Source organism: Escherichia sp. TW14182, assembly GCF_000208525.1.
In the GTDB taxonomy this organism is placed as follows: domain Bacteria; phylum Pseudomonadota; class Gammaproteobacteria; order Enterobacterales; family Enterobacteriaceae; genus Escherichia; species Escherichia ruysiae.
This window is the reverse complement of record NZ_AEJZ01000091.1, coordinates 1-26,547: the sequence shown is the minus strand read 5'-3', so window position 1 is coordinate 26,547 and position 26,547 is coordinate 1. Positions and strand designations below refer to the sequence as shown.

The 26,547-nt window shown below is 50.6% G+C and carries 24 protein-coding genes, 1 tRNA gene and 2 pseudogenes; 10 read left to right on the top strand and 17 right to left on the bottom strand.

The window, feature by feature from the left end; all coding sequences use genetic code 11:
* Window positions 1-108: 108 nt before the first annotated feature.
* Window positions 109-1,818: an AsmA family protein gene (locus tag EQY_RS0109280; protein WP_024212489.1), complete on the top strand. Its 1,710-nt coding sequence runs from the start codon at window positions 109-111 to the stop codon at window positions 1,816-1,818.
* 52 nt (window positions 1,819-1,870) lie between these two features.
* On the opposite strand, the gene yicI is transcribed toward EQY_RS0109280, so the two are convergent.
* Window positions 1,871-4,189 carry an alpha-xylosidase gene (yicI, locus tag EQY_RS0109275; protein WP_000702868.1) on the bottom strand — a complete coding sequence of 773 codons (2,319 nt, stop codon included), beginning with the start codon at window positions 4,187-4,189 and terminating at the stop codon, window positions 1,871-1,873.
* Window positions 4,190-4,494: 305 nt separating this feature from the next.
* On the opposite strand from yicI, the gene EQY_RS0109270 reads away from it, so the two are divergent.
* Window positions 4,495-4,589, top strand: a tRNA-Sec gene (locus EQY_RS0109270).
* Between the two features lie 162 nt (window positions 4,590-4,751).
* Here EQY_RS0109270 and fliB read toward each other — a convergent pair.
* On the bottom strand, window positions 4,752-5,969 hold the full coding sequence (gene fliB / locus EQY_RS0109265) for a flagellin lysine-N-methylase (RefSeq protein ID WP_001165568.1): 1,218 nt from the start codon (window positions 5,967-5,969) through the stop codon (window positions 4,752-4,754).
* Window positions 5,970-6,454: 485 nt separating this feature from the next.
* Here fliB and EQY_RS0109260 point away from each other — a divergent pair, with 485 nt between their 5' ends.
* Window positions 6,455-7,357, top strand: a complete 903-nt coding sequence (locus tag EQY_RS0109260; protein WP_000535939.1) for a carboxylate/amino acid/amine transporter — start codon at window positions 6,455-6,457, stop codon at window positions 7,355-7,357.
* Between the two features lie 25 nt (window positions 7,358-7,382).
* Here the strand turns inward: EQY_RS0109260 and nlpA are convergent, their stop codons facing one another.
* Complete coding sequence (gene nlpA / locus EQY_RS0109255) at window positions 7,383-8,201, bottom strand: lipoprotein NlpA (RefSeq protein WP_000779439.1); 819 nt, start codon at window positions 8,199-8,201, stop codon at window positions 7,383-7,385.
* A 219-nt stretch (window positions 8,202-8,420) separates the two neighbouring features.
* On the opposite strand from nlpA, the gene yicS reads away from it, so the two are divergent.
* Window positions 8,421-8,714: a protein YicS gene (yicS, locus tag EQY_RS0109245; protein WP_010344417.1), complete on the top strand. Its 294-nt coding sequence runs from the start codon at window positions 8,421-8,423 to the stop codon at window positions 8,712-8,714.
* A 41-nt stretch (window positions 8,715-8,755) separates the two neighbouring features.
* On the opposite strand, the pseudogene nepI reads toward yicS, so the two are convergent.
* A pseudogene (nepI, locus tag EQY_RS0109240) lies at window positions 8,756-9,946 on the bottom strand (purine ribonucleoside efflux pump NepI).
* Between the two features lie 233 nt (window positions 9,947-10,179).
* Between nepI and EQY_RS0109230 the strand changes: the two are divergent.
* The gene (locus tag EQY_RS0109230) at window positions 10,180-10,533 is read left to right on the top strand and encodes a type II toxin-antitoxin system RelE/ParE family toxin (RefSeq protein ID WP_138984113.1); all 354 of its coding nucleotides are present in this window, start codon (window positions 10,180-10,182) and stop codon (window positions 10,531-10,533) included.
* Window positions 10,517-10,840, top strand: a complete 324-nt coding sequence (locus EQY_RS0109225; RefSeq protein WP_000125641.1) for a helix-turn-helix domain-containing protein — start codon at window positions 10,517-10,519, stop codon at window positions 10,838-10,840. Before EQY_RS0109230 ends, EQY_RS0109225 begins: the two co-directional genes overlap by 17 nt.
* A 136-nt stretch (window positions 10,841-10,976) precedes the next feature.
* Here EQY_RS0109225 and EQY_RS0109220 read toward each other — a convergent pair whose 3' ends face one another.
* Window positions 10,977-11,429: a DUF1198 domain-containing protein gene (locus tag EQY_RS0109220; protein WP_024212487.1), complete on the bottom strand. Its 453-nt coding sequence runs from the start codon at window positions 11,427-11,429 to the stop codon at window positions 10,977-10,979.
* 52 nt (window positions 11,430-11,481) lie between these two features.
* A complete protein-coding gene (gene adeQ / locus EQY_RS0109215; protein ID WP_016159934.1) occupies window positions 11,482-12,816 on the bottom strand; it encodes an adenine permease AdeQ in 1,335 nt (444 codons plus the stop codon).
* Between the two features lie 174 nt (window positions 12,817-12,990).
* Between adeQ and adeD the strand changes: the two genes are divergently transcribed.
* Window positions 12,991-14,757: an adenine deaminase gene (adeD, locus tag EQY_RS0109210; RefSeq protein WP_001065766.1), complete on the top strand. Its 1,767-nt coding sequence runs from the start codon at window positions 12,991-12,993 to the stop codon at window positions 14,755-14,757.
* A gap of 43 nt (window positions 14,758-14,800) precedes the next feature.
* Here the strand turns inward: adeD and uhpT are convergent, their stop codons facing one another.
* From uhpT to ivbL, 7 genes are all read right to left on the bottom strand, one after another.
* Window positions 14,801-16,192: a hexose-6-phosphate:phosphate antiporter UhpT gene (uhpT, locus tag EQY_RS0109205; RefSeq protein ID WP_000879190.1), complete on the bottom strand. Its 1,392-nt coding sequence runs from the start codon at window positions 16,190-16,192 to the stop codon at window positions 14,801-14,803.
* A 202-nt stretch (window positions 16,193-16,394) separates the two neighbouring features.
* The gene (uhpC, locus tag EQY_RS0109200) at window positions 16,395-17,714 is read right to left on the bottom strand and encodes an MFS transporter family glucose-6-phosphate receptor UhpC (RefSeq protein WP_010350496.1); all 1,320 of its coding nucleotides are present in this window, start codon (window positions 17,712-17,714) and stop codon (window positions 16,395-16,397) included.
* Between the two features lie 9 nt (window positions 17,715-17,723).
* Window positions 17,724-19,232, bottom strand: a complete 1,509-nt coding sequence (gene uhpB, locus EQY_RS0109195) for a signal transduction histidine-protein kinase/phosphatase UhpB (protein ID WP_024212486.1) — start codon at window positions 19,230-19,232, stop codon at window positions 17,724-17,726.
* Window positions 19,232-19,822, bottom strand: a complete 591-nt coding sequence (gene uhpA / locus EQY_RS0109190; RefSeq protein WP_000633666.1) for a response regulator transcription factor UhpA — start codon at window positions 19,820-19,822, stop codon at window positions 19,232-19,234. Before uhpA ends, uhpB begins: the two co-directional genes overlap by 1 nt.
* 73 nt (window positions 19,823-19,895) lie before the next feature.
* Window positions 19,896-20,186, bottom strand: a complete 291-nt coding sequence (gene ilvN, locus EQY_RS0109185; protein ID WP_001181709.1) for an acetolactate synthase small subunit — start codon at window positions 20,184-20,186, stop codon at window positions 19,896-19,898.
* Window positions 20,187-20,189: 3 nt separating this feature from the next.
* Entirely contained in the window at window positions 20,190-21,878 is a 1,689-nt protein-coding gene (ilvB, locus tag EQY_RS0109180; RefSeq protein ID WP_000168413.1) for an acetolactate synthase large subunit, read from the bottom strand.
* Between the two features lie 104 nt (window positions 21,879-21,982).
* Complete coding sequence (gene ivbL, locus EQY_RS0109175; protein WP_016159932.1) at window positions 21,983-22,081, bottom strand: ilvB operon leader peptide IvbL; 99 nt, start codon at window positions 22,079-22,081, stop codon at window positions 21,983-21,985.
* 562 nt (window positions 22,082-22,643) lie between these two features.
* Here ivbL and tisB point away from each other — a divergent pair.
* Together tisB and emrD are read left to right on the top strand one after the other, a co-directional pair.
* Window positions 22,644-22,733: a type I toxin-antitoxin system toxin TisB gene (gene tisB, locus EQY_RS0109160; RefSeq protein ID WP_000060506.1), complete on the top strand. Its 90-nt coding sequence runs from the start codon at window positions 22,644-22,646 to the stop codon at window positions 22,731-22,733.
* 282 nt (window positions 22,734-23,015) lie between these two features.
* Entirely contained in the window at window positions 23,016-24,200 is a 1,185-nt protein-coding gene (emrD, locus tag EQY_RS0109155; protein WP_024212485.1) for a multidrug efflux MFS transporter EmrD, read from the top strand.
* Window positions 24,201-24,206: 6 nt separating this feature from the next.
* On the opposite strand, the gene EQY_RS0109150 is transcribed toward emrD, so the two are convergent.
* Genes EQY_RS0109150 through EQY_RS0109140 form a run of 3 tightly spaced genes read right to left on the bottom strand, consistent with a single transcriptional unit; the run spans window position 24,207 to window position 25,400 of the window.
* Window positions 24,207-24,704, bottom strand: coding sequence for a radical SAM protein (locus EQY_RS0109150; protein WP_000148080.1), 498 nt, complete (start codon window positions 24,702-24,704; stop codon window positions 24,207-24,209).
* Window positions 24,701-25,063 carry a DUF202 domain-containing protein gene (locus tag EQY_RS0109145; RefSeq protein WP_001113440.1) on the bottom strand — a complete coding sequence of 121 codons (363 nt, stop codon included), beginning with the start codon at window positions 25,061-25,063 and terminating at the stop codon, window positions 24,701-24,703. The genes EQY_RS0109150 and EQY_RS0109145 overlap by 4 nt, the downstream gene beginning before the upstream one ends.
* A complete protein-coding gene (locus EQY_RS0109140) occupies window positions 25,053-25,400 on the bottom strand; it encodes a YidH family protein (RefSeq protein ID WP_000703958.1) in 348 nt (115 codons plus the stop codon). Before EQY_RS0109140 ends, EQY_RS0109145 begins: the two co-directional genes overlap by 11 nt.
* A gap of 107 nt (window positions 25,401-25,507) precedes the next feature.
* Between EQY_RS0109140 and yidI the strand changes: the two genes are divergently transcribed.
* Complete coding sequence (gene yidI, locus EQY_RS0109135) at window positions 25,508-25,957, top strand: inner membrane protein YidI (RefSeq protein WP_000511298.1); 450 nt, start codon at window positions 25,508-25,510, stop codon at window positions 25,955-25,957.
* 46 nt (window positions 25,958-26,003) lie between these two features.
* Here yidI and EQY_RS0109130 read toward each other — a convergent pair.
* Window positions 26,004-26,525, bottom strand: a pseudogene (locus EQY_RS0109130) (sulfatase/phosphatase domain-containing protein); the annotation flags it as partial.
* Window positions 26,526-26,547 lie beyond the last annotated feature (22 nt).

Genomic DNA, 26,547 nt, shown 5'->3' with positions numbered 1-26,547 from the left:
AATAATTCTTTCCCCGCCTTTAGCCACTCGCTTTCTCCATTCCCGCCTTGAGGAATGCGCGTAAATCGTGCATAACTCCCTTATGTGCATTTCACGGGATGGAAGACCATGAAATTTATTGGGAAGCTGCTTCTCTACATTTTCATCGCGCTATTCGTGGCGATCGCTGGCCTCTATTTCCTTCTGCAAACCCGCTGGGGAGCAGAGCATATCAGCGCATGGATTTCCAGGAATAGCGACTATCATTTGACCTTCGGAGCGATGGATCACCGGTTTTCCGCACCATCTCATATCGTGCTGGAGAACGTCACATTCGGTCGCGATGGTCAACCCGCCACTCTGGTGGCGAAAAGTGTCGATATTGCGCTAAGTAGTCGGCAACTGAGCGAACCACGCCATGTCGATACTATCCTGCTGGAAAACGGGACGTTGAATCTCACCGACCAGACCGCGCCGTTACCGTTCAAAGCGGATCGTCTGCAACTGCGTGATATGGCGTTTAACAGTCCCAATAGCGAGTGGAATCTCAGCGCACAGCGAGTAAATGGCGGCGTCGTTCCATGGTCGCCGGAAGCCGGTAAAGTCCTGGGCACGAAGGCTCAAATTCAGTTCAGTGCCGGCTCTCTGTCGCTCAACGATGTTGCTGCTACCAATGTACTGATTGAAGGCACTATTGATAACGATCGCGTCACGCTTACGAACCTGGGCGCCGATATCGCCCGTGGCTCATTAACCGGTAATGCGCAGCGTAATGCCGATGGTAGCTGGCAGGTAGAAAATCTGCGCCTGGCCGATATCCGTCTGCAAAGCGAAAAATCTCTGACCGATTTCTTTGCACCTTTGCGCTCTGTCCCGTCGTTGCAGATTGGCCGCCTTGAAGTGATCGACGCTCGCCTGCAAGGTCCGGACTGGGCGGTGACCGACCTCGATCTCAGCTTGCGCAACATGACCTTCATTAAAGATGACTGGCAGACGCAGGAAGGCAAGCTGTCAATGAACGCCAGCGAGTTTATTTATGGTTCGCTGCATTTATTTGACCCGATTATGAACGCGGAGTTTTCCCCTCAGGGCGTCGCGCTGCGCCAGTTTACCAGCCGTTGGGAAGGCGGAATGGTACGAACATCAGGAAACTGGCAACGCGACGGGAAAACGCTGCTCCTCGATGATGCGGCAATTGTCGGGCTGGAATTTACCTTGCCGAAAAACTGGCAACAGTTGTGGATGGAAACGACCCCAAACTGGTTAAACCGCCTGCAACTGAAGAGATTTAGCGCCAGCCGCAATCTGATCATTGATATCGATCCGAACTTCCCGTGGCAGCTCACTGCGCTGGATGGTTATGGCGCGAATCTGACGCTGGTTGCCGATCATAAGTGGGGCGTCTGGAGTGGCACGGCGAACCTGAATGCCGCCGCCGCAACGTTCAATCGTGTCGACGTTCGTCGTCCGTCGCTGGCGCTAACCGCCAATAGCAGCACGGTGAATATCAGCGAACTTAGCGCATTTACCGAGAAAGGCATTCTTGAAGCCACTGCCAGTGTCTCACAAACGCCGCAGCGCCAGACCCATATCAGCCTGAACGGACGCGGTGTGCCGATGAACATTTTGCAACAGTGGGGATGGCCAGAGTTACCTATTACGGGCGATGGCAATATTCAGCTCACCGCCAGCGGCGATATCCAGACCGATGTACCGCTAAAACCCACGGTTAACGGACAACTCCATGCTGTGAACGCTGAAAAGCAGCAGGTAACCCAAACCATGAATGCTGGCGTAGTTTCCAGTGGCGAAGTCACGTCAACGGAGCCAGTGCAGTAAAAATCAATCTCGCCGGGCACGACATAGCCGTACCCGGCATTCCTTCAATAAATTACAACGTAATTGTCAGCGCATTCCCTTGAGGCGTCACCACCACGCCCAAGTCACTTTCAGCCTGCGAACCGCCTTGCAAACCATTTACTTTCGCAATATTACGCAAGCACAGTGTCCAGTTCTTCGCCTCGCCCGCGCCTGTCACGGTAATCGTATTGCCAGTACGCGCCGCTTTCAGGGTGAAGATCACCGAACCATCGGCGGCGGGCACTTCACAGACAGCTTCATGCCCGTCTTGCAGATTAAAAAGCTGGAAAGCCGTGCCTTCATGCCACGCGTAGTCGGGGCGTTGGTCATTGTTCCCCAGCGCCAGTAAGGTGTTGTCACGCACGTAAACCGGCAAACTAAGAAAATCATGCTGCTGTTTATGCCAACGGCTGCCTTCTGTTTCATCGTTATGCCACAGATGCGTCCAGCGACCTTCTGGCAGATAAAACTGTACATCGCCCACTTCAGAGAACACTGGCGCAACCATCACGCTGTCGCCCAACATGTATTGACGGTCAAGATAATCACAGGCCGGATCGTCCGGGAACTCCATCACCATTGCGCGCATCATCGGCGTACCCAGCGCGTTAGCACGAGCGGCTTCGCGGTACAGATACGGCATCATACGGCATTTAAGCTGAGTGAAATGGCGCACGACATCGCAGGATTCATCATCATAAGCCCACGGCACACGATAAGATTTGCTGCCATGTAAACGGCTATGGCTGGAGAGCAAACCAAATGCGCACCAGCGTTTGTAAACGTGTGCCGGAGCGGTATTCTCAAAGCCACCGATATCGTGGCTCCAAAAACCAAAACCAGAAAGGCCAATAGACAAACCACCGCGCAGGCTTTCCGCCATTGATTCGTAGTTAGCGTAACAGTCGCCGCCCCAGTGTACCGGGAATTTCTGCGCACCGACGGAGGCCGAGCGGGCAAACAAGACGGCTTCTTCCTCGCCGACGGTTTCCTTGAGCACGTTCCACACCAGTTCGTTGTAGATGTATGCATAATGGTTATGCATTTTCTGCGGATCGGAACCGTCAAACCACTGAACGTCTGTTGGAATACGTTCGCCAAAGTCGGTCTTAAAGCAATCGACGCCCATCGCTACCAGGCCTTTCAGTTTATCGGCGTACCATTTGCAGGCATCTGGGTTGGTAAAGTCATAAATCGCTAGGCCTGGCTGCCATTTATCCCATTGCCATAACGAGCCGTCCAGGCGTTTGAGTAAATATCCTTTCTCTTGCAACTCTTTAAATACCGGGGATTTTTGCCCTATATAGGGGTTAATCCAGACGCAGATTTTCAGCCCTTTCGCTTTCAGGCGGCGGATCATCCCTTCCGGGTCAGGGAAAGTTACCGGATCCCACTCAAAATCGCACCACTGGAAAGCTTTCATCCAGAAACAGTCGAAGTGGAAAACATGTAGCGGCAGATTCCGTTCCGCCATGCCGTCGATAAAGCTGTTTACCGTTGCTTCATCATAATTAGTGGTAAATGAAGTCGTTAACCACAAACCAAAGGACCATGCTGGCGGCAACGCCGGACGCCCGGTAAAACGGGTATAACGATCGAGCACCGCTTTCGGCGTCGGGCCATCGATAACAAAGTATTCGAGATATTCACCCTCAACGCTGAACTGTACTTTGGAGACTTTCTCCGATCCCACTTCAAACGAGACGCACTGCGGATGATTAACCAGCACACCGTAGCCACGGTTGGTGATATAGAACGGGATGTTTTTGTACGCCTGTTCGGTGCTGGTTCCGCCATCACGGTTCCAGGTTTCCACCGTCTGACCGTTACGCACCAGCGCAGTGAAGCGTTCCCCCAGACCGTATACCGTTTCACCGACACCGAGATCCAACCGCTCAAACATGTAGCTACGGTTGGTGTTGGTATCCTGTATATAGCCGTTATTTTTCAACTGGCTACCGGTAATACGCACACCATTGCGCAGAAAATCAAGCGACCAGAATTCCCCTTTGGTAACGCGAACACTCAAATTACCGCTCTTCAGCTCGGCATATTCACTCGTGTTTTGCATCTCCACCGGAACGTCATGCAACACATTAATCGGGTAATGCGGACCGCTATCCAGCGCCCCTTGAAAATGCTCAATCCGCACGCCAACCACACCTTCCTGAGGTGAAAAAAAGCGCAGCGTAAACAGCGGCGTATCCAACTGCCAGGTACGCTCCCGCACATCACGCGGCGCGGCATAAACCACCATCTCCTTTCCCCGGTGCTCAACATCAAAAACCTGGATGGGGTGAATCAAATTAAGACCAGGTTGAATAAGCCAGTTTCCATCGCTGATTTTCATAATCCGTTCCTTTCGTTCTGAAATTTTAGTTACCGCATGCATGACAAGTGAAGAAGGCGCCAGTCAGACAGCCCGAAAGTAAACCATCCTTAAGAGTGCGGATATTGCTATTTTTTGTTATCAACTTACGTTTCTTGTTTTCTGTGATCGCGGTAGCGCCAAAATGTAACTTATGGATTTGCTGAAGGTTTCTGTGAAAGGGATCATGGCAAGACGAAACGATACGGAAAAAAGTGTGATGGGGGATGTGATAAGGCGAGGAACTAGCTATAATGCGCCCCGCCTCCATGTAGCAATCGAGGCGCGGAAGATCGTCGTCTCCGGTGAGGCGGCTGGACTTCAAATCCAGTTGGGGCCGCCAGCGGTCCCGGGCAGGTTCGACTCCTGTGATCTTCCGCCAAAATGCCTCTTCTGACGTTCGCCAATCCCTTGTAATACGATTAAAACCAGACATTTTCTTCTGTTCATGATTCAATCGGTTTAACCGAGTTATTTCTTAACATTTATTGCAATGGCGGCGACATGTCAGACAAAGACTTAACCCTGTCTCCGGCAGGCGAATTTAACAAATCAACAGCAGGCAGGAGAGATCGTCCCCGGCATTGATCATGTCAATCGCTTTATCCATCCGCTGATTGATAATTGGCGAATGCAAGGTTTTCTCGGCAAGGCTCGCCACAATCTTCAGCACCGTTGCCTCATCAGGAGTTGCTTCCAGCGATGTCACACTCAACAAATGCTTTATATAGAAATAATCGAGGATTAAACGGTAAACCTGGCGCATGATCGTTGAGAAATCAGCATCCGGAAAATGACAGTGGTAAATTTTGTAGGTCAGTAAATTGCGCAATACATGCGGGGCGCTGAGGATAGAATCCTGGCAAAGCTGCTGCCATTGCTTATCCAGAACTGCAAACTTATCGACCAGATCCTGCTTATCCGTGCTGGCTGTAATATTTAAATACGCCGCCATCTTCCGATGCACCCCAGCGATAATGTTATCCCTGGCGCCTTCATTCGCGATAAGTGAACCCAATGCCGACAGCGCGCGCACCTTCAATCCAACCGACTCCGTTGACGTTGAGCGATGAATCAAACTTATACCTGCCGCCAGCTCGCTTAATAGTTCCTGATGATACTGTTCGGCCTGCGCAAAATGGCGATGCAGATCGAACTCAATGCGTTGCAAGTAAACCATAAACTGTGCCAGCGCCATCAGGTTCTCTTCAACGTTCAACGATGGCGACTGTAGAAGGTGCCAGGCAAAGAGATGCACAATCTGTTGGATCTGATTAACCGGCTGCTGCCGGGCGATGATATTGTTTTTCGCCTTCGCCAGCAGCTCATCTTGTTCATGCACTAACATGCTGTCGGCATCGAACAATACCAGCCGGGCTACTTCCGGACATGAAAGCGTCATCGAATAACGAGTTGTATCCGCGTAGTGCTTTTTACAACGTGGATAAGTAGAACAGGTAACTGAAAGCGCGTTGCCTCCCAGCTCGCGATGAACCAGGCAGAGTTTATCTTCGTCGAGAAACGGACACTGCCCCTGCGCGTCCAGCTTAATTCTCGAATATCTTTGTTTACCTTTTCGCACCAGCATCAAATTCTCTTTCGCCAGCCTGGAGATTTCCGGATGGTGTGCGTTGAGGTAATCATGATGAGTTTTCTTGTCGATATCTATTTTCCATCCCTGACAACAGGAAATCAGGCAGTCAGGTCCGACGCAGGAAAACTTCTTCACAAACTCGGGTTTGATCACTTTATGGATTTGCATAACATTCTTCGCGTTTAAAAAGCGAACAGTAACATGCTGTCAGAAAAAAATGATAACGCCATAACATGACGGTTTAATAAGCATTTCACGCGTTTCATAAAGATAAAGAATAATGCTCGACCTCATCAAATTACCCACGCTATTTGTCAGCGACGCTAATGCAAAAATATTTCGTTGCGACGTGATAAGAGATTTCAATGCTTTTGAATAACGACCGACGCAAACTATGAAGGATACTTATGAGAAAAATATTTATGATTCCGACGAGGATAATATAAAAGCCTCACGGTCGATTTTATTTTCAGACTGCTTCTGGCTGGCGATAATAATGTCAGACGTATCAATGGTCTGCCTGTTATTGCTCAAGATGCGTAACTATTGCTGAAAGGCAACATAAATATGCCTTATATGAACAGAGCCATCCTTGCCATTTTTGCTATCATGCCTGCATACATAAATGACAAAACCGTATGTAGAGGGGAAAAATGGGTTCCACCAGAAAGGGGATGCTGAACGTTCTAATTGCCGCCGTATTGTGGGGAAGTTCAGGTGTCTGCGCACAATACATCATGGAGCAAAGCCAGATGTCATCGCAGTTTCTGACTATGACGCGACTGATATTTGCCGGTTTTATTCTGCTAACGCTCTCCTTTGTCCACGGCGATAAAGTCTTCTCAATCATTAAAAATCATAAAGATGCCATCAGCCTGCTGATTTTTTCCGTTGTTGGCGCACTGACCGTCCAGCTTACTTTCTTACTGACAATTGAAAAATCCAATGCTGCTACAGCAACGGTGCTGCAATTTTTATCACCAACGATTATCGTGGCATGGTTCTCACTGGTACGTAAATCACGCCCCGGCATCCTGGTTTTTTGCGCCATTCTGACATCGCTGATTGGTACGTTTTTATTGGTGACGCACGGTAATCCGACGTCATTATCGATCTCTCCTGCTGCGTTATTCTGGGGTATCGCCTCGGCATTTGCTGCCGCATTCTATACAACATACCCCTCAACGCTCATTTCCCGTTACGGCACGTTGCCAGTGGTCGGCTGGAGTATGCTCATTGGTGGTCTGATCCTGTTGCCCTTTTATGCCGGACAAGGAACAAATTTCGTGGTTAATGGCAGCCTGATTCTGGCATTTTTCTATCTGGTGGTAATTGGAACTTCGCTAACCTTTAGTCTGTATCTGAAAGGCGCACAGTTAATTGGCGGGCCAAAAGCCAGCATTTTGAGCTGTGCAGAACCATTAAGTAGCGCGCTGCTCTCTTTGCTGTTGCTGGGGATCACTTTCACATTACCTGACTGGCTGGGAACGCTGCTGATTCTGTCATCGGTGATTTTGATTTCAATGGATTCCCGCCGCCGCGCCAGAAAAATGTGATCGTCTGGCGCGGCGCGGTTGATAATTACCAGCCCGGCACCGCGCCACCGTTAAAGATAGTTTCTGCCGCTTTAGCAACTTCTGGTGATTGATAAGATTGCAAAAATTCCTTCACGTTTTCTGCATCCTTGTTATCTTCCCGCGCCACCAGAATGTTCACATACGGCGAATTTTTATCTTCAATAAATACGCTGTCATGCACCGGGGAAAGCCCGGTTTGCTGAATATAAGTCGTGCTGATAATCGCCACATCCACTTTCGGGTCGTCCAGTACACGCGGCAACTGTGCCCCCTCCAGTTCCATTATCTGCAAATGACGCGGGTTATCGGTAATATCCAATGCCGTTGGCAGTAAACCTTTCCCTTCTTTCAACGTAATCAGTTTCTCTTTTTGCAAAAGTAACAGCGCCCGCCCAAGGTTGGTCGGATCATTCGGAATCGCCACTGTCGCCCCATCTTTTAGCTGATCGACCGTTTTAATTTTTTTCGAATATCCCGCCATGGGGAATACAAAGGTATTTCCCACCGCCACCAGTTTATAACCGTGCGCCTGATTATCCTGTTCAAGAAAAGGGCGATGCTGGAATACATTGGCATCCAGTTCACCATGATCTGTTGCATCGTTCGGCAGCAATGAACCGCTAAATCCAATCAGTTCAACCTCAAGGCCATACTTCTCTTTAGCCACTTTTTTTGCGACTTCCGCCACATCTTGTTCGGCACCGTTTATGACGCCAACTTTAATGTGTTTGGTATCGCTGCTTTGCTGGTCGCAGCCTACCAGTAGTATTCCTGCCAGTAATAACGCTGCTCCTGTTCGTAGATGATGTGTTGTCAGTTTCATTTTTTATCCTTTTATTAATGATGACCTGACTATAGCGGTAAGGTCGCTGCGGTTAAAAAACGAAATGCTATCGATAAGAAGAAAAAGGAATAAAAGAGGAATATAAGGTCTGGCACTTCTTACTGAATACTAAAACGCGTTTCGTACAGCATGATTAGAGCTATGAAAACAAACTACACTTATGCTTCATTCGATGCCATTTGTAAAAAGGTAGAACTCATGAAACCAACGACGCTGCTTCTTATTTTCGCTGTTTTCGCGATGCCGGGTATGGTGTATGCCGAGTCGCCTTTTAGCTCGTTACAATCGGCGAAAGAGAAAAATACGGTATTACAGGATTTGCGAAAAATTTGTACCCCGCAGGCATCGTTATCAGATGAAGCGTGGGAAAAGTTAATGTTGTCTGATGAAAGCAATAAACAACACATACGCGAAGCCATCGTGGCGATGGAGCGTAATAATCAGAGTAACTACTGGGAAGCGTTGGGCAGGGTAGAATGCCCGGATATGTAAGAGCGGCAACAGCCACTGACCAACACTTCTTTAACCTGATATCAGGATTTCTTCATTTTCACTTTTGCAGTAACCAACAGCGCGGTAAGCAACATCAACGTGCCGGACAATATTAACGGCGAAGTCAGACCAATGTTATCCAGTGCATAACCACCAATTGCCGCGCCGCAGGTATTGGCAAGCTGAATAACAGCCACCTGAATAGATCCCGCCTTTTCTGCCTGATCGGCTAATGAGCGGGTGATTCACGTTGACCAGCCCACGGGAATTAAAGCAAAGGTCAGCCCCCAGATAATCGCCACACCGGTAGCAATAATTTTATCGCTTCCCCACAACGTCAGTACCAGTGCACTAAGAGCAAGCACTAACGGTGCTCCCGCTAAGGCCAGTTTTACTGAACGTTTAAGAATGATCGACGAAAGCGACGTACCGACAAAACTGGCGATACCAAAACTCAACAGCACCAGCGTTAAGCCATCTACGCCGAATCCCGCCAGATTCATATATACCGGTCGAATATAGGTGAAGAAAGCGAATTGCCCCGCAAAGGACATAAAGATAGCGATCATCCCGGCCATCACCCCCGGACGCTGCAACAGACGGAAGGTATTTTGTTTCTGATGCGAGGGTTCGCCAGGCAGCGAAGGCAATGATTTGATAATGCAGATAATACACAGCACGCCCATCACCGCTGCCGCATTAAAGACATTGCGCCAGCCGATAAGCTCGCCTAAAAAGCTGCCTAACGGCGCGGCAATCACCAGCGCAATAGAAACCGCGCCGAAAATCACTGACAGCGCCTTCGGCACCGTACGAGGCGGCACCAGACGCATGGTCAGTGACGCTGACATCGCCCAGAATCCGCCCAGCGCCAGCCCCAGACAGGCTCGACCGATTAATAACATTCTGAACGAGCTGGCAAAGGAAACCAGTAAGCAAGAGAGCGTCAGCAAAACGGCGAACAAAATAACAACGTAGCGGCGGTCGGTGGCCTGAATTGTCTGGGTAATAAACAAACTGGCAAACATCGCCACAAAGGCGGTCACGGTCACCGATTGCCCGGCAAGCCCTTCCGAAATGCCTAAATCCTGCGCCATCGGCGTCAGCAAACTGACAGGTAAAAACTCAACGATAATCAGGCAGGCGACGCAAAACGCCACCGAGAAAACGGCTGACCAGTTCGGTCGGGTGATGGCATCCGCGCCACAGTTTTCTTCGATATGTTCACTCATGGTGTTACCCGTGGCATGTTTCAGGGGAAAAGCCGGTCAGTCTAGCATTGAAATGTGTGACGCATTTAACGTTTTTGCAACCTTTACGGTGTCGTGGGAAAAATTCGAGGCTGCTCGAGGAAATAAAAATCATATGGCAAGGTGATATGCATTTACGCGATTTAGTTGGGAATAAGGGGTAAAGTATCGCACTTAGTGATACACTTTAATAAGCGTACCTCAACGATATGCGTGTGTTTAAAACTAAATGGTTTGCAAGGGAAGCGAAGTCTCATGCAATAACAGATGAAGAGTTGTGCCAGGCCATTTTAGAAACAGATCAGGGTAAAGCTGATGCGCTTGGTGGTAGCGTTTTTAAAAAGCGCCTTCACCAAAATCGTGAGCGTGCAATTATTCTGGCGAAAGGGGGTAGCAATTGGTTTTACACGTTTTTATATGCAAAACAGGATATGTCGAACATCAATAGTCAGGAACTGTCTGGATTTCGAGAACTCGCAAAGCATTATGCCTTCCTGACGAAAGCCCAACTGACGGTCATGATTAACTGTAAAGAACTGACAGAGATTTGCTATGACTGCAAAAACTAAATTCAAAAGTCCTGCATTTGAGGCCATTCACAGCGCGGCTGCTGGATTGTCCAGCGTTGATGCCATTTCTGCCGAAACAATGCGTACTTTTGACAAAGCCTGCCTGAGCAGCGTGCCAGACTTACAACCTGTTGAGATAAAAGCACTGCGGGAAAAATTAAAAGTGAGTCAACCCGTCTTCGCTCACTATCTCAATACTAGCGTTTCAACTGTACAAAAATGGGAAAGCGGCGCTAAGCGCCCCAGCGGTATGTCATTAAAACTGCTTAGTATTGTGCAAAAACACGGGTTAGAGGTGCTGCTGTAAATAGAACGTAGGAATGCGTCCGCCTACTGCCAGATCCCATAGCGGATACGGCGTGAACGCCTTATTTGCCCTACAGGTTAGACGTGGGTATGTAGGCATGATAAGACGCGCCAGCGTCGCATCAGGCAAAGCGGTTTTAATGCAGCCAGTAAACGCCTTCAGTAGGCTGAAAAAACGCGTTGTAGCGCATCTGGAATGCATTAATCTCCTGCATTTCAGGCTCTATTTCGCGCAGAAAACCCAGCGCCAGCCTGACCTGAGCGTCGGTAATCGGCGCGGCAAGGCGAGCTTTTTGTAATATCCGATGCCACTGTTGCAGGTTCTGTTCGCTGCCATCGACAATGACAATTTGCCAGATGAGCAACACCTGCGCAGCATTTTGCAGGTGCGACTCATCCGGGCGATGCAGATAACGTAAAAATTCGTCACCCGCTGACTTTCCCATCTGATCGACCATCGATTCGACGGGTACGACATCAATATTCAGCCGATCGCTGAGACGGCGAATCGCCTTTCTGGCTCCGGATGTCAGCACCCGAAAACCAATCACAAACACCACCGCCATCGTAGCGAGCATTATCCAGATCATGAGTTCTCCTGCGTAACCGGCCCTCATGATATCTGGAAACACTTATCAGATACTAATCCACCAGGATGATTTTCAGCGCAAACAGCGCCGCTACAACCACCACACACAGGTTCAGATCGCGCCATCGTCCGGTACAAACTTTCATAATGCAGTACGACATAAAGCCCAGCGCGATACCTTCAGTGATCGAGAAAGTAAAGGGCATCATCACCGTAGTAATAAATGCGGGCACCGATTCGGTAAAATCATCCCAGTTAACGCGCGCCAGACTTGAGGTCATTAACACGCCCACGAAGATGAGCGCCCCGGCAGTCGCATAGGGTGGAACCATTGCCACCAGCGGTGAGAAGAACATAACCAACAGGAACATAACGCCGACCACAACCGCAGTCAGCCCCGTGCGGCCACCGACCGCCACACCAGAAGTACTTTCAATATAGGCAGTAACAGACGAGGTGCCGATAAACGCACCCGCCACCGAACTGACGCTATCGACATACAGCGCCTTATTCATATTGGGGAATTTACCGTTACTATCTATTAAGCCAGCTTTATCAGTTACCCCAATTAATGTTCCTGATGAATCAAATAGGTTGATCAGCATAAAGGAGAAAATGATACCGGCAAGTTCAAGCGACAACGCGCCGCTCAAATCGACTTCACCAATGACACCGCTAATATCGGGTGGAATGGAATAGATGCCGCTAAAATGAACATCACCGAAAAATAATCCACAGCAGGAAGTAACAACAATAGAAACCAACACCGCCGCATGAAAATTACGTGATGACAACACGGTTATAATAAAAAAACCTAAAATACCTAACAACACGCCGTGAGAACTTAAATCGCCAATCATAACCAGCGTATCTTTATTGGCGACAATAACACCGGTATTTTTTAATCCCATCAAGGCAATAAATAACCCGATACCACTGGTGATACCAATACGTAAACTTAATGGAATGTTGGAAATCATCCAGTAACGGATACGAAAGAGCGTGAGCAAAAACAGTCCGATTGCGCCCCAGAATATGGCTCCCATCCCGGTCTGCCAGGAGATCCCCATCGCCCCCACGACCACGAACGCGAAGAAGGCGTTCAGCCCCATTGCCGGTGCCAGCGCCACGGGTAAGTTAGCAAATATCCCCATCGCAATACTGCCAATACCGGCAATTAAACAGGTGGTGACAAATACCACTTTCGGGTCCATTTGTGCCGCGCCAAGGATTTGCGGGTTAACAAAAACGATGTACACCATGGTTAAAAAAGTAGTCATCCCCGCAATCAATTCTGTGCGGACGGTGGTTCCATGTTGAGGAAGTTTAAATAATCGCGAAAGCGTCCCTGATTCATTACTCACGTAATCGGTATTGTCATTATTCATTTTTTTGTCCATTGAAGGAAATTTAAATCCTTGCTTTTGTAAAACAAATGACAACACTGGTTCAGTGATAATTATCACATTTCAATTGCACATTAATGGATATTCTTTAATAATCTCGCGACGTTTCTTTATGATAAATAATAATCAATTTGATAAAATCAAAATGAGAAAAACATGAATAATTCTATTAGCCATAAATTTCATTACATTAGTCGGAGCGAATACCAGGAATTGTTAGCCGTATCCCGTGGCGAAACCGTTGCCGATTATATTATTGATAATGTCTCTATTTTGGATCTGATCAATGGCGGAGAAATTTCCGGCCCGATTGTGATTAAAGGGCGTTACATTGCTGGTGTTGGCGCAGAATACGTCAACGCTCCGGCTTTGCACCGAATTGATGCTAACGGCGCAACGGCAGTACCAGGATTTATTGATGCTCACCTGCATATTGAATCCAGCATGATGACGCCAGTCACCTTTGAAACCGCCACCCTGCCACGCGGCCTGACAACTGTTATTTGCGATCCCCATGAAATCGTCAATGTCATGGGCGAATCCGGATTCGCCTGGTTTGCTCGCTGCGCAGAACAGGCAAAGCAGAATCAGTATTTGCAAGTCAGCTCTTGCGTACCCGCACTGGAAGGCTGCGATGTAAACGGCGCCAGTTTTACTCTCGAACAGATGCTCGCCTGGCGAGATCACCCGCAAGTTACCGGCCTCGCGGAAATGATGGACTACCCTGGCGTAATTAGCGGGCAGGATGCGCTGCTCGATAAACTGGACGCGTTTCGCCATCTGACGCTGGACGGTCACTGCCCCGGTTTAGGCGGTAAAGAACTTAACGCCTATATTGCTGCCGGTATTGAAAACTGCCATGAGAGCTATTTGCTGGAAGAAGGCCGTCGGAAATTACAACTCGGCATGTCGTTGATGATCCGCGAAGGATCCGCTGCCCGCAACCTCAACGCGCTGGCTCCGTTAATCAACGAATTTAATAGCCCGCAATGTATGCTCTGTACCGATGACCGTAACCCGTGGGAAATCGCCCATGAAGGGCATATCGATGCCTTAATTCGCCGCCTGATCGAACAGCACAATGTGCCGCTGCATGTGGCATATCGCGTCGCCAGTTGGTCAACAGCGCGCCATTTTGGTCTTAATCATCTCGGTTTACTGGCGCCCGGCAAGCAGGCCGATATCGTCCTGTTAAGTGATGCGCGTAAGGTCACGGTGCAGCAGGTACTGGTGAAAGGCGAACCGATTGACGCGCAAACCTTGCAAGCACAAGAGTCGGCGAGACTGGCGCAATCCGCCCCACCGTATGGCAATACTATTGCTCGCCAGCCGGTTTCCGCCAGCGACTTTGCCCTACAATTTACGCCCGGAAAACGCTATCGAGTCATTGACGTTATCCATAATGAGCTGATTACGCACTCCCGCTCCAGCGTCTATAGCGAAAATGGTTTTGATCGCGATGATGTGTGCTTTATTGCCGTGCTTGAGCGTTACGGGCAACGACTGGCTCCGGCCTGTGGTTTGCTTGGGGGCTTTGGTCTGAATGAAGGTGCACTGGCTGCGACGGTTAGCCATGACAGCCATAACATTGTGGTGATCGGTCGTAGTACGGAAGAGATGGCGCTGGCGGTAAATCAGGTGATTCAGGATGGCGGCGGGCTGTGTGTGGTGCGTGACGGTCAGGTGCAGAGCCATCTACCGTTGCCCATTGCCGGCCTGATGAGCACCGACACGGCGCAGTCGCTGGCGGAGCAAATTGACGCCCTGAAAGTTGCCGCCCGCAAATGTGGTTCGTTACCGGATGAACCGTTTATTCAGATGGCGTTTCTTTCCCTGCCAGTGATCCCCGCGTTGAAACTGACCAGCCAGGGGTTGTTTGATGGCGAGAAGTTTGCCTTCACTACGCTAGAAATTGCGGAATAAAAAAATGCCCGGCGTCATGCCGGGCAAAAGTCACCAGTTACGTTTATGCCACTGTCAACTGCTGAATTTTTTTCTCGCGGCGGATTTTGCGTTCTTCCATCACCGCGACTATCGCCATCAGACAGATACAGCCAATTGCGGCGATATCCAGCGCGGCGAAGGTTCCAGCCCAGCCGGTGAGGCCGAATACCGGAGTACCATCGGCAATCATCCCCAGACCTAACTTGGCAAAGCTGTCACCAATCAGGTAGGCGAAGGTGCCTTTAATCCCGTCGGCAGCGCCGATCGCTTTTTTCGGTACAAAGCCAACAGCCGCCACGCCAATCAACAGTTGCGGACCAAATACCAGGAAACCTAATGCAAAGAGAGAAGCCAGGTAGATATATTGATTGCTGGCGTGCTGATACACACCGAGTGTCGCGATAATCAGCGCCAGCGCGATGCAGGCTACCAGGCCACGGCGACCGTTCGCCAGGTCAGAGAGCCAGCCCCACAGCAGAGTACCGACCAGTGCGCCTGCTTCAAACAGCGTAAAGCCCTGAATCGCCACCGCTTTAGAGAGTTTCAGTTCCTGGAACGCGTACACGGTTGACCACTGGTCGATACCAATACGCACCACGTACAGGAAGATGTTGGCGAAGCACAGCAGCCAGATCACTTTGTTTTTCAGCACATACTCAACAAAGATCTGCCACTTGGTCATATCCGTGGATTCCGTCTCTTTGTCCTCTTCGCTGATCTCTTCACCAAACAGTTCTTCGGCTTTACCGAGGCCATACGCTTCAGGGGAGTCACTGCCGTAACGCAGGCCGATAAAACCGACAATCAGCGCGATAATCGACGGGAAAATAAACATGCCGATCACATGACCGTCGAACAGGTAATTTGCGCCGAACAGCGCCACACCCGCCGCGCCCGCACCGCCGAGGTTGTGGGAAATGTTCCAGAAACCGAGAAACGTCCCGCGCTTACGACGCGGCGTCCATTTGGTGATGGTGGAATAACTGCATGAGCCGCCAGTACTCTGGAAAAAGCCGCTTAAGGCGTAAAACGCAATCATCAGGAACAGGCTAACCGATCCGCTGCCCATACTGGCGCTGAAGCCCAGCATACAAATGGCAGAGAGGATCAGCATGAAAGGCAGGAACTGTTTGGTGTTTTTGCCGTCGGCGTAGTAGGAGACCAGCGTTTTACCCACGCCATAAGTGATGGAGAAGCCCAGGCCGATCATCCCCAACTGCGTCATGCTCAACCCGTAAGTGGAGATCATGTCGTTCTGCGCAATGTTAAAGTTCTTGCGAATCAGATACATCGTCAGGTAGCCAATAAAGACCACCAGGTAGGATTGCATGAACGGTTTGAACCACATTTTGCGCCGCACTTCGAGCGGAAGATCCAGAGTCGGCTTGCGAACCTGGTTGAGGAAAGCCAGCATGGGTTACTCCTGATTTCCCATCATTCTTCAAGCCGCAGGTGCTTTAGCTGCATGTATTCCTGCAACTTGAATTAATTGGGGAACGAATTAATGAATGATGGCATTGTAAAAATCAGCAGCCAATCAGGCCTGAGATAGTGTCCAGGCAAAACCTGGAAAATTTCTTAGTTTTGCCGGATATGAGGTAAAAAGGTGAGATGTATCACGCTTCGCGCGGTGCCTGAGCATTCAAAAAGGGCAGTAATAGCAAGGCCGAGATCCCGGCGGCAATGGAGATAACCACAAAAAAACCGCTCCAGTGCCAGGTATCGAGCACTTTCGCCAGCGGCCAACCAGCAAGCGACGCCCCCAGGTAAGCAAACAAGCCGACAAACCCCGTCGCCGCCCCTGCCGCTTCTTTGTGGGAACACTCTGCTGCCGCCATACCGATTAACATCTGTGGGCCAAAAACAAAAAAACCAATGGTGAAGAAGCAAGTCGCCTGCATCACGTAGCTGGCAAACGGCATTAGCCACAGCGAACCGACTGATAGCAAAATCCCGGCGGCGAAAATCAAATTCATCGGCCCACGGTTGCCGTTAAACAGTTTGTCCGAACCCCAACCGGCAACCAGCGCACCGATAAATCCGCCCAGTTCAAACATCGTCACCGCCGTATTCGCCGTGACCAGATCGACGCCCAGCGTCTCGGACATGTACAAGTTGCCCCAGTCGTTGATCGCTGCGCGAACCACGTAGACCAGCACGTAGCAGAACGAAAGCAACCAGATATACGGATTCAGCAACACATATTTGGTGAGGATCTCTTTACGCGTCAGCCCTGCGCCCTCCTGCTGCTGGGCGACCTCCAGCGCGTCGTGTCGCCATTCGCCGACCGCCGGTAAACCTAATGCCTGCGGGCGATCGCGCAGTCGCCAGCAAAGAAAAATCCCCACGACTATCGCCATACAACCGGCAACCATCATCCCGATACGCCAGCTGTAATGCAGCGCAACTGCCGCCATCACAATAGGGATCAACGCGCCGCCAACGTTATGCGCCGTGTTCCATAACGCCCACCAACCGCCGCGCTCGGTACGTGAATACCAGGCGGTTAACAGCCGCGCACAAACCGGCGAACCCCAGCCCTGGAAAAAAGCGTTCAACACCCAGAGCACGGCAAACGCCCATAGCGAAGTGGAAAATCCAAACAGAATGTTGATGATGCCAGTCGCAATAAGCCCCATCCCCATAAAATAACGCGCATTTGAGCGGTCGCTGACAATGCCGGAAACAAACTTCGACAAACCGTAGGTGATGTAAAACAGGGTTGCTAACAGGCCGATATCGCTACGACTTAGCACGCCAGTGGCAAGGATTTCTGGCATAGCGGCGTTAAAACTCTTACGCGTGAAATAAAACAGCGCATAGCCCAACCAGATTGTCAGCAAAATATGCCGACGCCAGTAACGATAGCGGGCATCAATTTCACGTTTATCGCTTATCAGCGGCGCGTCGGCAGGCGCTTTCAGGAACTGCAACATCATCAAGCCTTACACATAACGTTGGGGTAGAGAGACACTGACGCGCGTGCCGTGCAGACAGGATATGGTCAAGGTGCCGCCCAACGCCGTTACGCGCTCACGCATTCCGGTGAGACCAAAACCGTGCTGCCCTGAATCTGGCGGCAAACCGCTACCATCGTCGTCAATCACCAGCATTAATCGCTCATCCTGCTGCCAGCCTTGCAGCGTGACCGCACTGGCATCGGCATGTTTCACAATGTTGTTCAGCCCTTCCTGGCAGACACGAAACAGCGTCACACGCTGGTTTTCACTTAATGCTGATTCATCTATCCGCCATTCAAGATGACTGACAATGCCGCGACCTTCCAGCTCCATTTCTCGCATCAATGAACGGATAGCCTGCTCCAGGGTGAGATCATCCAACTGGCGCGGACGTAACCGTCCTAATAAGCGGCGCACCGCGTCGTAAACGCCCAGCGACAGTTGTTCGATTAACTGCCCGCTCTGCTTCACGCTGGCGTTATCTGCCGCCAGCCGCTGAACAATGCCCGCCTGAGTACGAATGGCGGTGATGGTCTGACCGATATCGTCGTGCAGTTCACGCGCCACATCGCGGCGCACGCTCTCTTCGGTTTCCAGCAAACGTTCGGCAAGATGCTGATTGCGTGCCAGCTCCTTTTGCAGCGACTGGTTAAGTTCACGCAACCGCTGGATGCCTGCGCCCAGTAACAGCCCTGTCAGACTTTGCACCAAAAGCGAGAGCAATAAATCTACCGGATGATCGCGCCATGTCTGGCTGGCAATCAGTGCAATGGCATTCATCAACGTCGCAATCAGCGCCCCTTGCCAACCATAGTGCCAGGCCAGAGCGATAATCGGCAGCGCCAGGCAGAATGGCGTAAAACGCGACAGTTCGTTCGGCAGTCCCAATTGCAGCCAGAGGCTGATAACAAACAGCAGCAAGTACCAAATCAGATGCCGCCCGCGCCAGTTTATCGGCTGAGAAACCAGCGACGGCCCTAGCGGCAGCCAGGTGTTATTAGCCAGGTAGTGCCAGAACACAAGGCAAACAGGAGCCAGCGTCAGACCACCTGTTAAGGTTAATAACAGCGCGTTCCACGATTCGTTACCATACCCGTGCCAAAGCCAGGGCAGCGACTGTAACAACGCTGCCGCCGTTAACGCAGCCCCCTGTAACAACAATGTGCGCCAGTCGCGCTGATGGCGAAAGCGGGAAATCAACGCCACGGGCAGTAACGTCAATAAACTACCGATCATCAATAACGGAAAATGCGTTAACCCGACAGCCTGCGTCAGCCAGTAAATCAGCAGCCATTCCGCGCCCAGCAACACGGGCCAGTATCCGCGCGGGCATTGCAACATCAGCCCCAGTCGCACACCAAACGGAAACAGCAATACCGCCAGATCCGGTCGTTCAACCAGATGCAGGCTAATACTCCACAGGCAAAACCATGCGGCAGAGAAGATAAAAAAGCAGGAAATTACAGTATTTAAGCGGGAGAAAAATGTCTTCATCACCAGCCATCAAACATGCGGCGAGCCAGTTCAACATCGTTACTGACGCCCAGTTTGTCCATCAGATTAGCGCGATGTACGTGCACAGTTTTCGGCGACAAGCCCAGTTCGGCGGCAATCTCTTTCACCGCCATCCCTTGCGCCAGCTTTTCCGCTACCTGACGTTCGCGTTTGGTCAGCGGATCCTGACGACCGGATGCCAGTTTAATGGCGATATCTGGCGTCAGATAACAGCCGCCCGTGGCAACGGTATGCACCGCAGCGATCAGTTCGTCCGGGCTACAGCGTTTGGAGAGAAAGCCGCGTGCCCCCGCATTGAGCGCCTGTTCAACCAGCGCCGGACTGTCGTGAACGGAGAGCATAATTGTCGCCATGCCTTTCGGTAGTTGGCTTAGCAGCTCCAGACCGGAAATATCCGGCATAGAGATGTCGCAAATACACACCTGCACACCGCGCCCTGGCAACCCGGCCAGCGCCTCGCGCCCCGAACCAAACTCGGCAACTACCTGCAAATCAGGTTCCAGCCCCAGCAACTGCGCAAAGCCGGAGCGGACGATAAGGTGATCGTCTATAAGGGCAACGGTTATCATGGTCTTGTCCTGGCGGGTAAAAAAAACGCGCTTACCTTAACGATAAGCGCGCCGCTGTTCAAGCCTTGAGCGGTTACTGAAAGAACACAGCAATCTTGTTAAACATGGTCGGGTCGGACTGATTACGCTGCACTTTTACCACATCTTCCAGTTTGTCTATCTGGCTTATCATCTGCTCCAGCCGCTGATCATCATTCACCAGTAGCCAGATATGGCTTTTGTCGCTGTCCTGAACAGGCAGACAGAGAATGCCCTCAACGTTAAAGGCGCGGCGGGCAAAAAGCCCACAAACGTGGGTCATTACACCAGGATGGTTGCGAACGGTGAGTTCCAGAATCACGTTGTCATGAGTTGTATTTTGCATGGTTTATTCCCCCACCATTTCAGTATTCGCCGCACCTGGCGGCACCATCGGGTAAACTTTTTCTTCCGCATCAATCCGTACATGGATCAGTGCCGGACCAGGGCGATTAATCATTTCCTGCAATGCGGCCTGCGGATCGGCTTCGTTATTCAAATCACACGTTTCGAGGCCGAATCCGGCGGCAATCTGCATAAAGTTGATTTTGCCCGGATAAGTGGCAGCAAAAACACCCTGCTTGTAGAACAGACTTTGTTGCTGATGCACCAGCCCCAGAGCTTCGTTGTTCATCAGAATGATTTTGACATCAAGCTGGTTTTCGCTGGCGGTGGCCATCTCCTGAATATTCATCATCAGACTGCCGTCACCGGAAAAACACAACACTTTGCGATCGGGGTTCGCCAGCGCCGCGCCAATCGCCGCAGGCAGGCCGAAGCCCATCGTACCCAGCCCACCGGAGGTCAGCCACTGACGTGGGCGATTGAGCGGATAGGCCTGCGCCGTCCACATCTGATGCTGACCAACATCAGTGGTAATAATCGCGTTGTCATCCACGCAGGCGGCAACGGCATTAATCAGGCCGTAATGTGTTAACGGATCGCACGCTTTTGGAATTGGACACGGGTATTCGCGCTGTAAATCAGCCACCAGTTGATGCCACTCTGCTCGCGGCTGGGCTTCCACCTGCGGGATCAGTTGCGCCAGCACGTCATCGACATCCGCCTGTATCGCCACATGCGGTTGCTTCACTTTACCCAGCTCTGCGCGGTCAATATCCACATGGATGATTTTGGCGTTCGGACAGAACTCCTCCGTTTTGCCAATCGCCCGGTCATCAAAACGTGCTCCGAGAACAATCAGCAGATCCGCCTCCTGCAAGATATAGTTGGTGCTGCGCACACCGTGCATCCCCAGCATACCCAGCGACAGTGGATGCGCTTTCGGCAACATGCCCAGCGCCATTAAGGTCATGGTGGTGGGCAACTGGGCTTTCTCTGCCAGTTCACACACCCGTGCAGGCGCGTTAATGACACCGCCCCCCAGATAAAGCACCGGGCGTTTGGCGGCGTTAATCATTGCCGCAGCGTCACGAACGCTTTCTTCGCTAAAGGTGGGGGCGGCGGCTTTTTCTGCCATAACAGGTTGTTCTTCAATCTCAAAAACCGCTGTTTGCACATCCTTAGGAATGTCTATCCACACCGGGCCAGGACGGCCTGATTGCGCAATGCGGAAGGCATCGCTCATGACCTGCGGGAGTTCTTCGATATGTCTGACCAGATAGTTATGTTTGGTGATGGGGATAGAGATGCCGTAGGTATCGACTTCCTGGAAAGCGTCGGTGCCAATCATTGAGGCAGGAACCTGACCGGTGATGCAAATCAGCGGGATAGAGTCCAGCCGCGCATCGGCAATGGCAGTCACCAAATTAGTCGCACCCGGCCCACTACAGGCCATGCAAACTGCGGGTTTGCCGTCGGTACGCGCCATCCCCTGGGCGATAAATCCCGCGCCTTGTTCGTGACGAGCCAGAATATGGCGGATTTGCGTGCTTTGGCTTAAGGCGTCATAGACAGGGAGAATCGAGCCGCCAGGTATCCCCGTCACAATCTTAATGCCCTGCTGTTCCAGAAAATGAACGATAAATTCTGCGCCAGTAAAACGCTTGCGTGTCGATATTATGCCCGAACTTGCCATACTCCAGTCCTTTTCTTCTGAGCCGACTTTCCGGGGGCGCTTAAACGAAAAACCCCGCCCGGTTTGCGCCGGCGGGGTTTTGGAATCGTGTGTTGTTCCAGTCCCTACGGCGCATTGCCGACGACCACCACCACACGCACGACGACCACTGCGGCGGATGGCGCAGTTGGTAGTAGTTTTGCGTTGAGCATGGAAATAGTCATTGGGGACCTTGTTGGTTTTGTGTTTAACAATATTTATACAAGCACAGGTTTACAGGGGAGACAATGGAAAATTTTTCATCAAAGGAAAATTGAGGGATTGATCACGTTTTGTACTGAATCGCAGGTAACAAAAAACCCCGCCGGAGCGAGGTTTCGTCAGCCGCTCGCGGCTGGTAACCGCAAAGCACACTGTATTATGTCAACACTGAAAGTATACGTGTTCCGCATAGAACACGCAATTTCGGCACGAATTTTGACTTTTTTAACGCATAGTCGAGTATCGATCACAGTTTGCAATTTGTCCAAAAATTACTGTTTATTTATACAGTACACTTCTATAATATCACTGTACGCAATGTGTTATGCGGGGCCGCATCGTTACCCGGCGCACTAAGTCCTGGCTGAAACGGGTGGTGCCGTCAGCGCCTTAACCCCGCGTGAGCACACTGTGTTATGTCAACAGCACAACGTTTCTCCTTGAGAGACCGCGTGCACAACAGCTGGCAACAGGCAGCGGAAAGGTACGTCGGCTGGTAGTGCTCCTGAACCACAGGAGACGCGTATGAGCCTGGTGGATATCGCCATTCTTATCCTCAAACTCATTGTTGCAGCACTGCAACTGCTTGATGCTGTTCTGAAATATCTTAAGTAATTCAGATTCAAGCCGCACTAAAGGGGAGCGGGAAACCGCTCCCCTTTTATATTCTGCTTGCAAATGGGTGTCGGACGCGATGCTGGCGGATGTGGCGTTAAGGTTTTATCCCTATTCCGGCAACATTTATTGCCGCTTTTGTTTATATATTCTGCCGTTTTTCTTATTACTATTCCTCATATATATCTGGCTAACATTTATCAATGTGATAGATTTCTCTCCCGCATTTATTCGAATGCGTAGTAACTTATTCTAAATATATTTTTATAAGCGTCTGTGATAATGAAAAGGCATAGAAACGTCAATTTATTATTGATGTTGGTATTACTCGTGGCCGTCGGTCAGATGGCGCAAACTATTTATATTCCTGCTATTGCCGATATGGCGCGCGATCTCAACGTCCGTGAAGGGGCGGTGCAGAGCGTAATGGGCGCTTATCTGCTGACCTACGGTGTCTCACAACTATTTTATGGCCCAATTTCCGACAGGGTAGGTCGCCGCCCGGTGATCCTCATCGGAATGTCCATTTTTATGTTAGCAACGCTGGTTGCGGTCACCACCTCCAGCCTGACGGTATTGATTACTGCCAGCGCAATGCAAGGGATGGGAACCGGTGTCGGTGGTGTGATGGCGCGTACATTGCCGCGTGATTTGTATGAACGGACACAGCTACGCCACGCTAATAGCATGTTAAATATGGGTATTCTCGTCAGCCCTTTGCTCGCACCACTCATTGGCGGTCTACTGGATACCATGTGGAACTGGCGAGCCTGTTACCTGTTTTTACTAGTGCTTTGTGCTGGTGTGACCTTCAGTATGGCACGCTGGATGCCAGAAACGCGCCCTGTCGATGCACCGCGTACGCGTCTGCTCACCAGCTATAAAACGCTCTTTGGAAATGGCGGTTTTAACTGCTATTTACTGATGCTGATTGGCGGTCTGGCAGGGATTGCCGCTTTCGAAGCCTGTTCTGGGGTGCTGATGGGCGCAGTATTAGGGCTGAGCAGTATGACGGTCAGTATTTTGTTTATTCTGCCAATTCCGGCGGCATTTTTCGGTGCATGGTTTGCCGGACGCCCGAATAAACGGTTCTCTTCGTTAATGTGGCAGTCCGTTATCTGTTGCCTGCTGGCAGGACTGATGATGTGGATCCCCAGCTGGTTTGGCGTAATGAGTGTCTGGACACTGCTCGTTCCCGCAGCATTGTTCTTTTTCGGTGCCGGGATGCTGTTTCCGCTGGCAACCAGCGGCGCGATGGAGCCTTTCCCCTTCCTGGCGGGCACGGCTGGCGCACTGGTCGGCGGTCTGCAAAACATTGGTTCCGGCGTGCTGGCGTCGCTCTCCGCGATGCTGCCGCAAACCGGCCAGGGAAGCCTGGGGCTATTGATGACCTTAATGGGAATGTTAATTGTGCTGTGCTGGCTGCCGCTGGCGACGCGGATGTCGCAGCAGGGACAGCCCGTTTAACTTACGTCACCACAGCATCGTCATCAGCTCCACAGGAGAACGATGCTGCTTTATCAAGTCGCGCATTACCCGCATGTGTGGCGCGGAGTGGGAATAAAAAGCCTGATAGCCAGCACAAAGTACCTTATCCGGCTGACCATCCCCGGCATGAGGGCAAAGGAGATACCAGTCACACTCCTGACACCCCCTCTGTGGTTGTTGGCTTTCGTTCCCGCACCATTTTTGCAGCGTGACATCAAAAAGCTCGATTGATATACGACTGATATCTGTCCGCACCCAACACTCGAACAGGGCGATTAAAAATTGTCCCCATAACTCGGTTGTCACCGACGCTGCCGTCAGCTCGCCTCGGTCATTAAATTCTATATGGGGAATGAGTTGCACGGCGCGGATGCCCCTCTGTTTTAAATTCTTATAAAAATCACCTGGTTGTAATGTATCTTTATACTCTACAACCAGTTTATGCCTGTCCTCTTTAGCATCTATAACCTGACTTCCTGTCATGTGATTCTCTCAATTAATACGATAAGTTGGTGTATATGCGTAACAGCAAACAGTATTGCGAGAGATAACACCGCGAGGGAGATCATAAATTTGTCACGGATTACGCAAATTTGGGAAAAATCGCTATTAGCCACATCCATTAAATTACGATTTCGTGTATAGCGCCAGAGGATTAGTGCCACAAGGGCGAGGATGCCAATAGAAATCCAGAACAATATGCCTGACTGGTGCCAGTTATGTTTGATTGCCAGCGCCATCAACGCACCGTAGCCCAGCATAGTACGAAACCATGCCAGCGATGTGCGTTCCGGCTGAAGGCCTGGGTCGGCAATCCGTCTGGCTTTGCGGCTATCCGGCATACAACACCAGTCCCATAACGATCACCACCACGATCATCAATATTAAGCTAATGATTAATAAGCTGTTGGTGTAAGGTAAATCTTCTTTCAGACGCATCGCTTTTTCATTGCGTAACCAGCGCAGGTAGCCATACATTGCCAGTCCGCCAGAAAATAAGCATAGCAATAACGCCAGCAGCTCGCGAATGACGGGCGTGGCGAAGTCTGGCGCAAGTTGATCCAGCCCCACACCTGCTGCCAGAAATCCTAGTGCAGTACGGATCCACGCCAGAAAAGTACGCTCATTAGCCAGCGAGAAGCGGTAATCAGGCGCTTCTCCGAGGCGGGAAATTTTCATTGTTGCTCCTTTGCAATTTCACAATAGCGATGTTTTATCCGTCTCTTTTTAGGAATTTCGGTTGATGTTTTCTTGATATGCTTTGCCATCCGCTACAAGGAGGTCAGATGGGTATCATAGCGCAAAATAAAATCAGTTCATTGGGCATGCTGTTCGGTGCCATCGCCTTAATGATGGGGATTATCCACTTTTCATTCGGCCCTTTTTCCGCGCCACCGCCAACGCTTGAAAGCATCGTGGCGGACAAAACGGCTGAAATTAAAAGAGGTCTTCTCGCCGGAATAAAAGGCGAAAAAATTACCACCGTGGAAAAAAAAGAAACGCCTGATGTCGATAAAATCCTCGATCAAGGCGGTATCGCACTGGCCATTGCTGCGCTACTTTGCGCATTTGTTGGCGGTATGCGTAAGGAAAATCGCTGGAGCATTCGCGGCGCTCTGGTATTTGGCGGCGGGACGCTGGCTTTCCATACCTTGCTTTTTGGTATCGGCATCGTGTGCAGCCTTCTACTGATATTCCTGATTTTTTCTTTCCTGACTGGCAGTTCACTGGTTTAAGCAGCCTGAATATTGCCCGCCAGGTTTCCGCCAGCGGGCATCATCGTCAGAACTTCTGTTTTTTATCCTCGACTTTCACCCCTTGCGTCGGTAAACCGGTGTCATAGTCGCGTACCACTGGAGAATAACCATCCTGTGGGCGAGGGCGGAACGCCCCCATCCAGCGCGGTTGCGCATCTTTGCGCCACGGACGGAGGCTCCATTGGTAACTGCGGAACGGATCGCGAATTTTGTCCATGTAACCCAATAAGGCGTCATGCATTTTGCTGCGAACGTCGGCAAAACGAATATCATCGATCAGGTTATGCATTTCATTTGGGTCATTACGGCGATCGTAAAGTTCATCACTGGTGAAGAGGTTGAGCACCAGTTTAAAGTCATCCGTCACCCAGCAACGCACCGGAATAAAGCCGCCAAAGCTGTCATGCTCAATCTCGTAGCGGTTAAATTCCACCATCACGCCGCGTGGCTCTTTCGCTGTGAGGATATTTTCCCCTGGCAATATGTCAGGTTTTTCAATATCCGCCAGCGCCATCATTGTCGGTAGTAAATCAATATGGCAGACTGGCAGGTTTTAAAAAATCAAATAA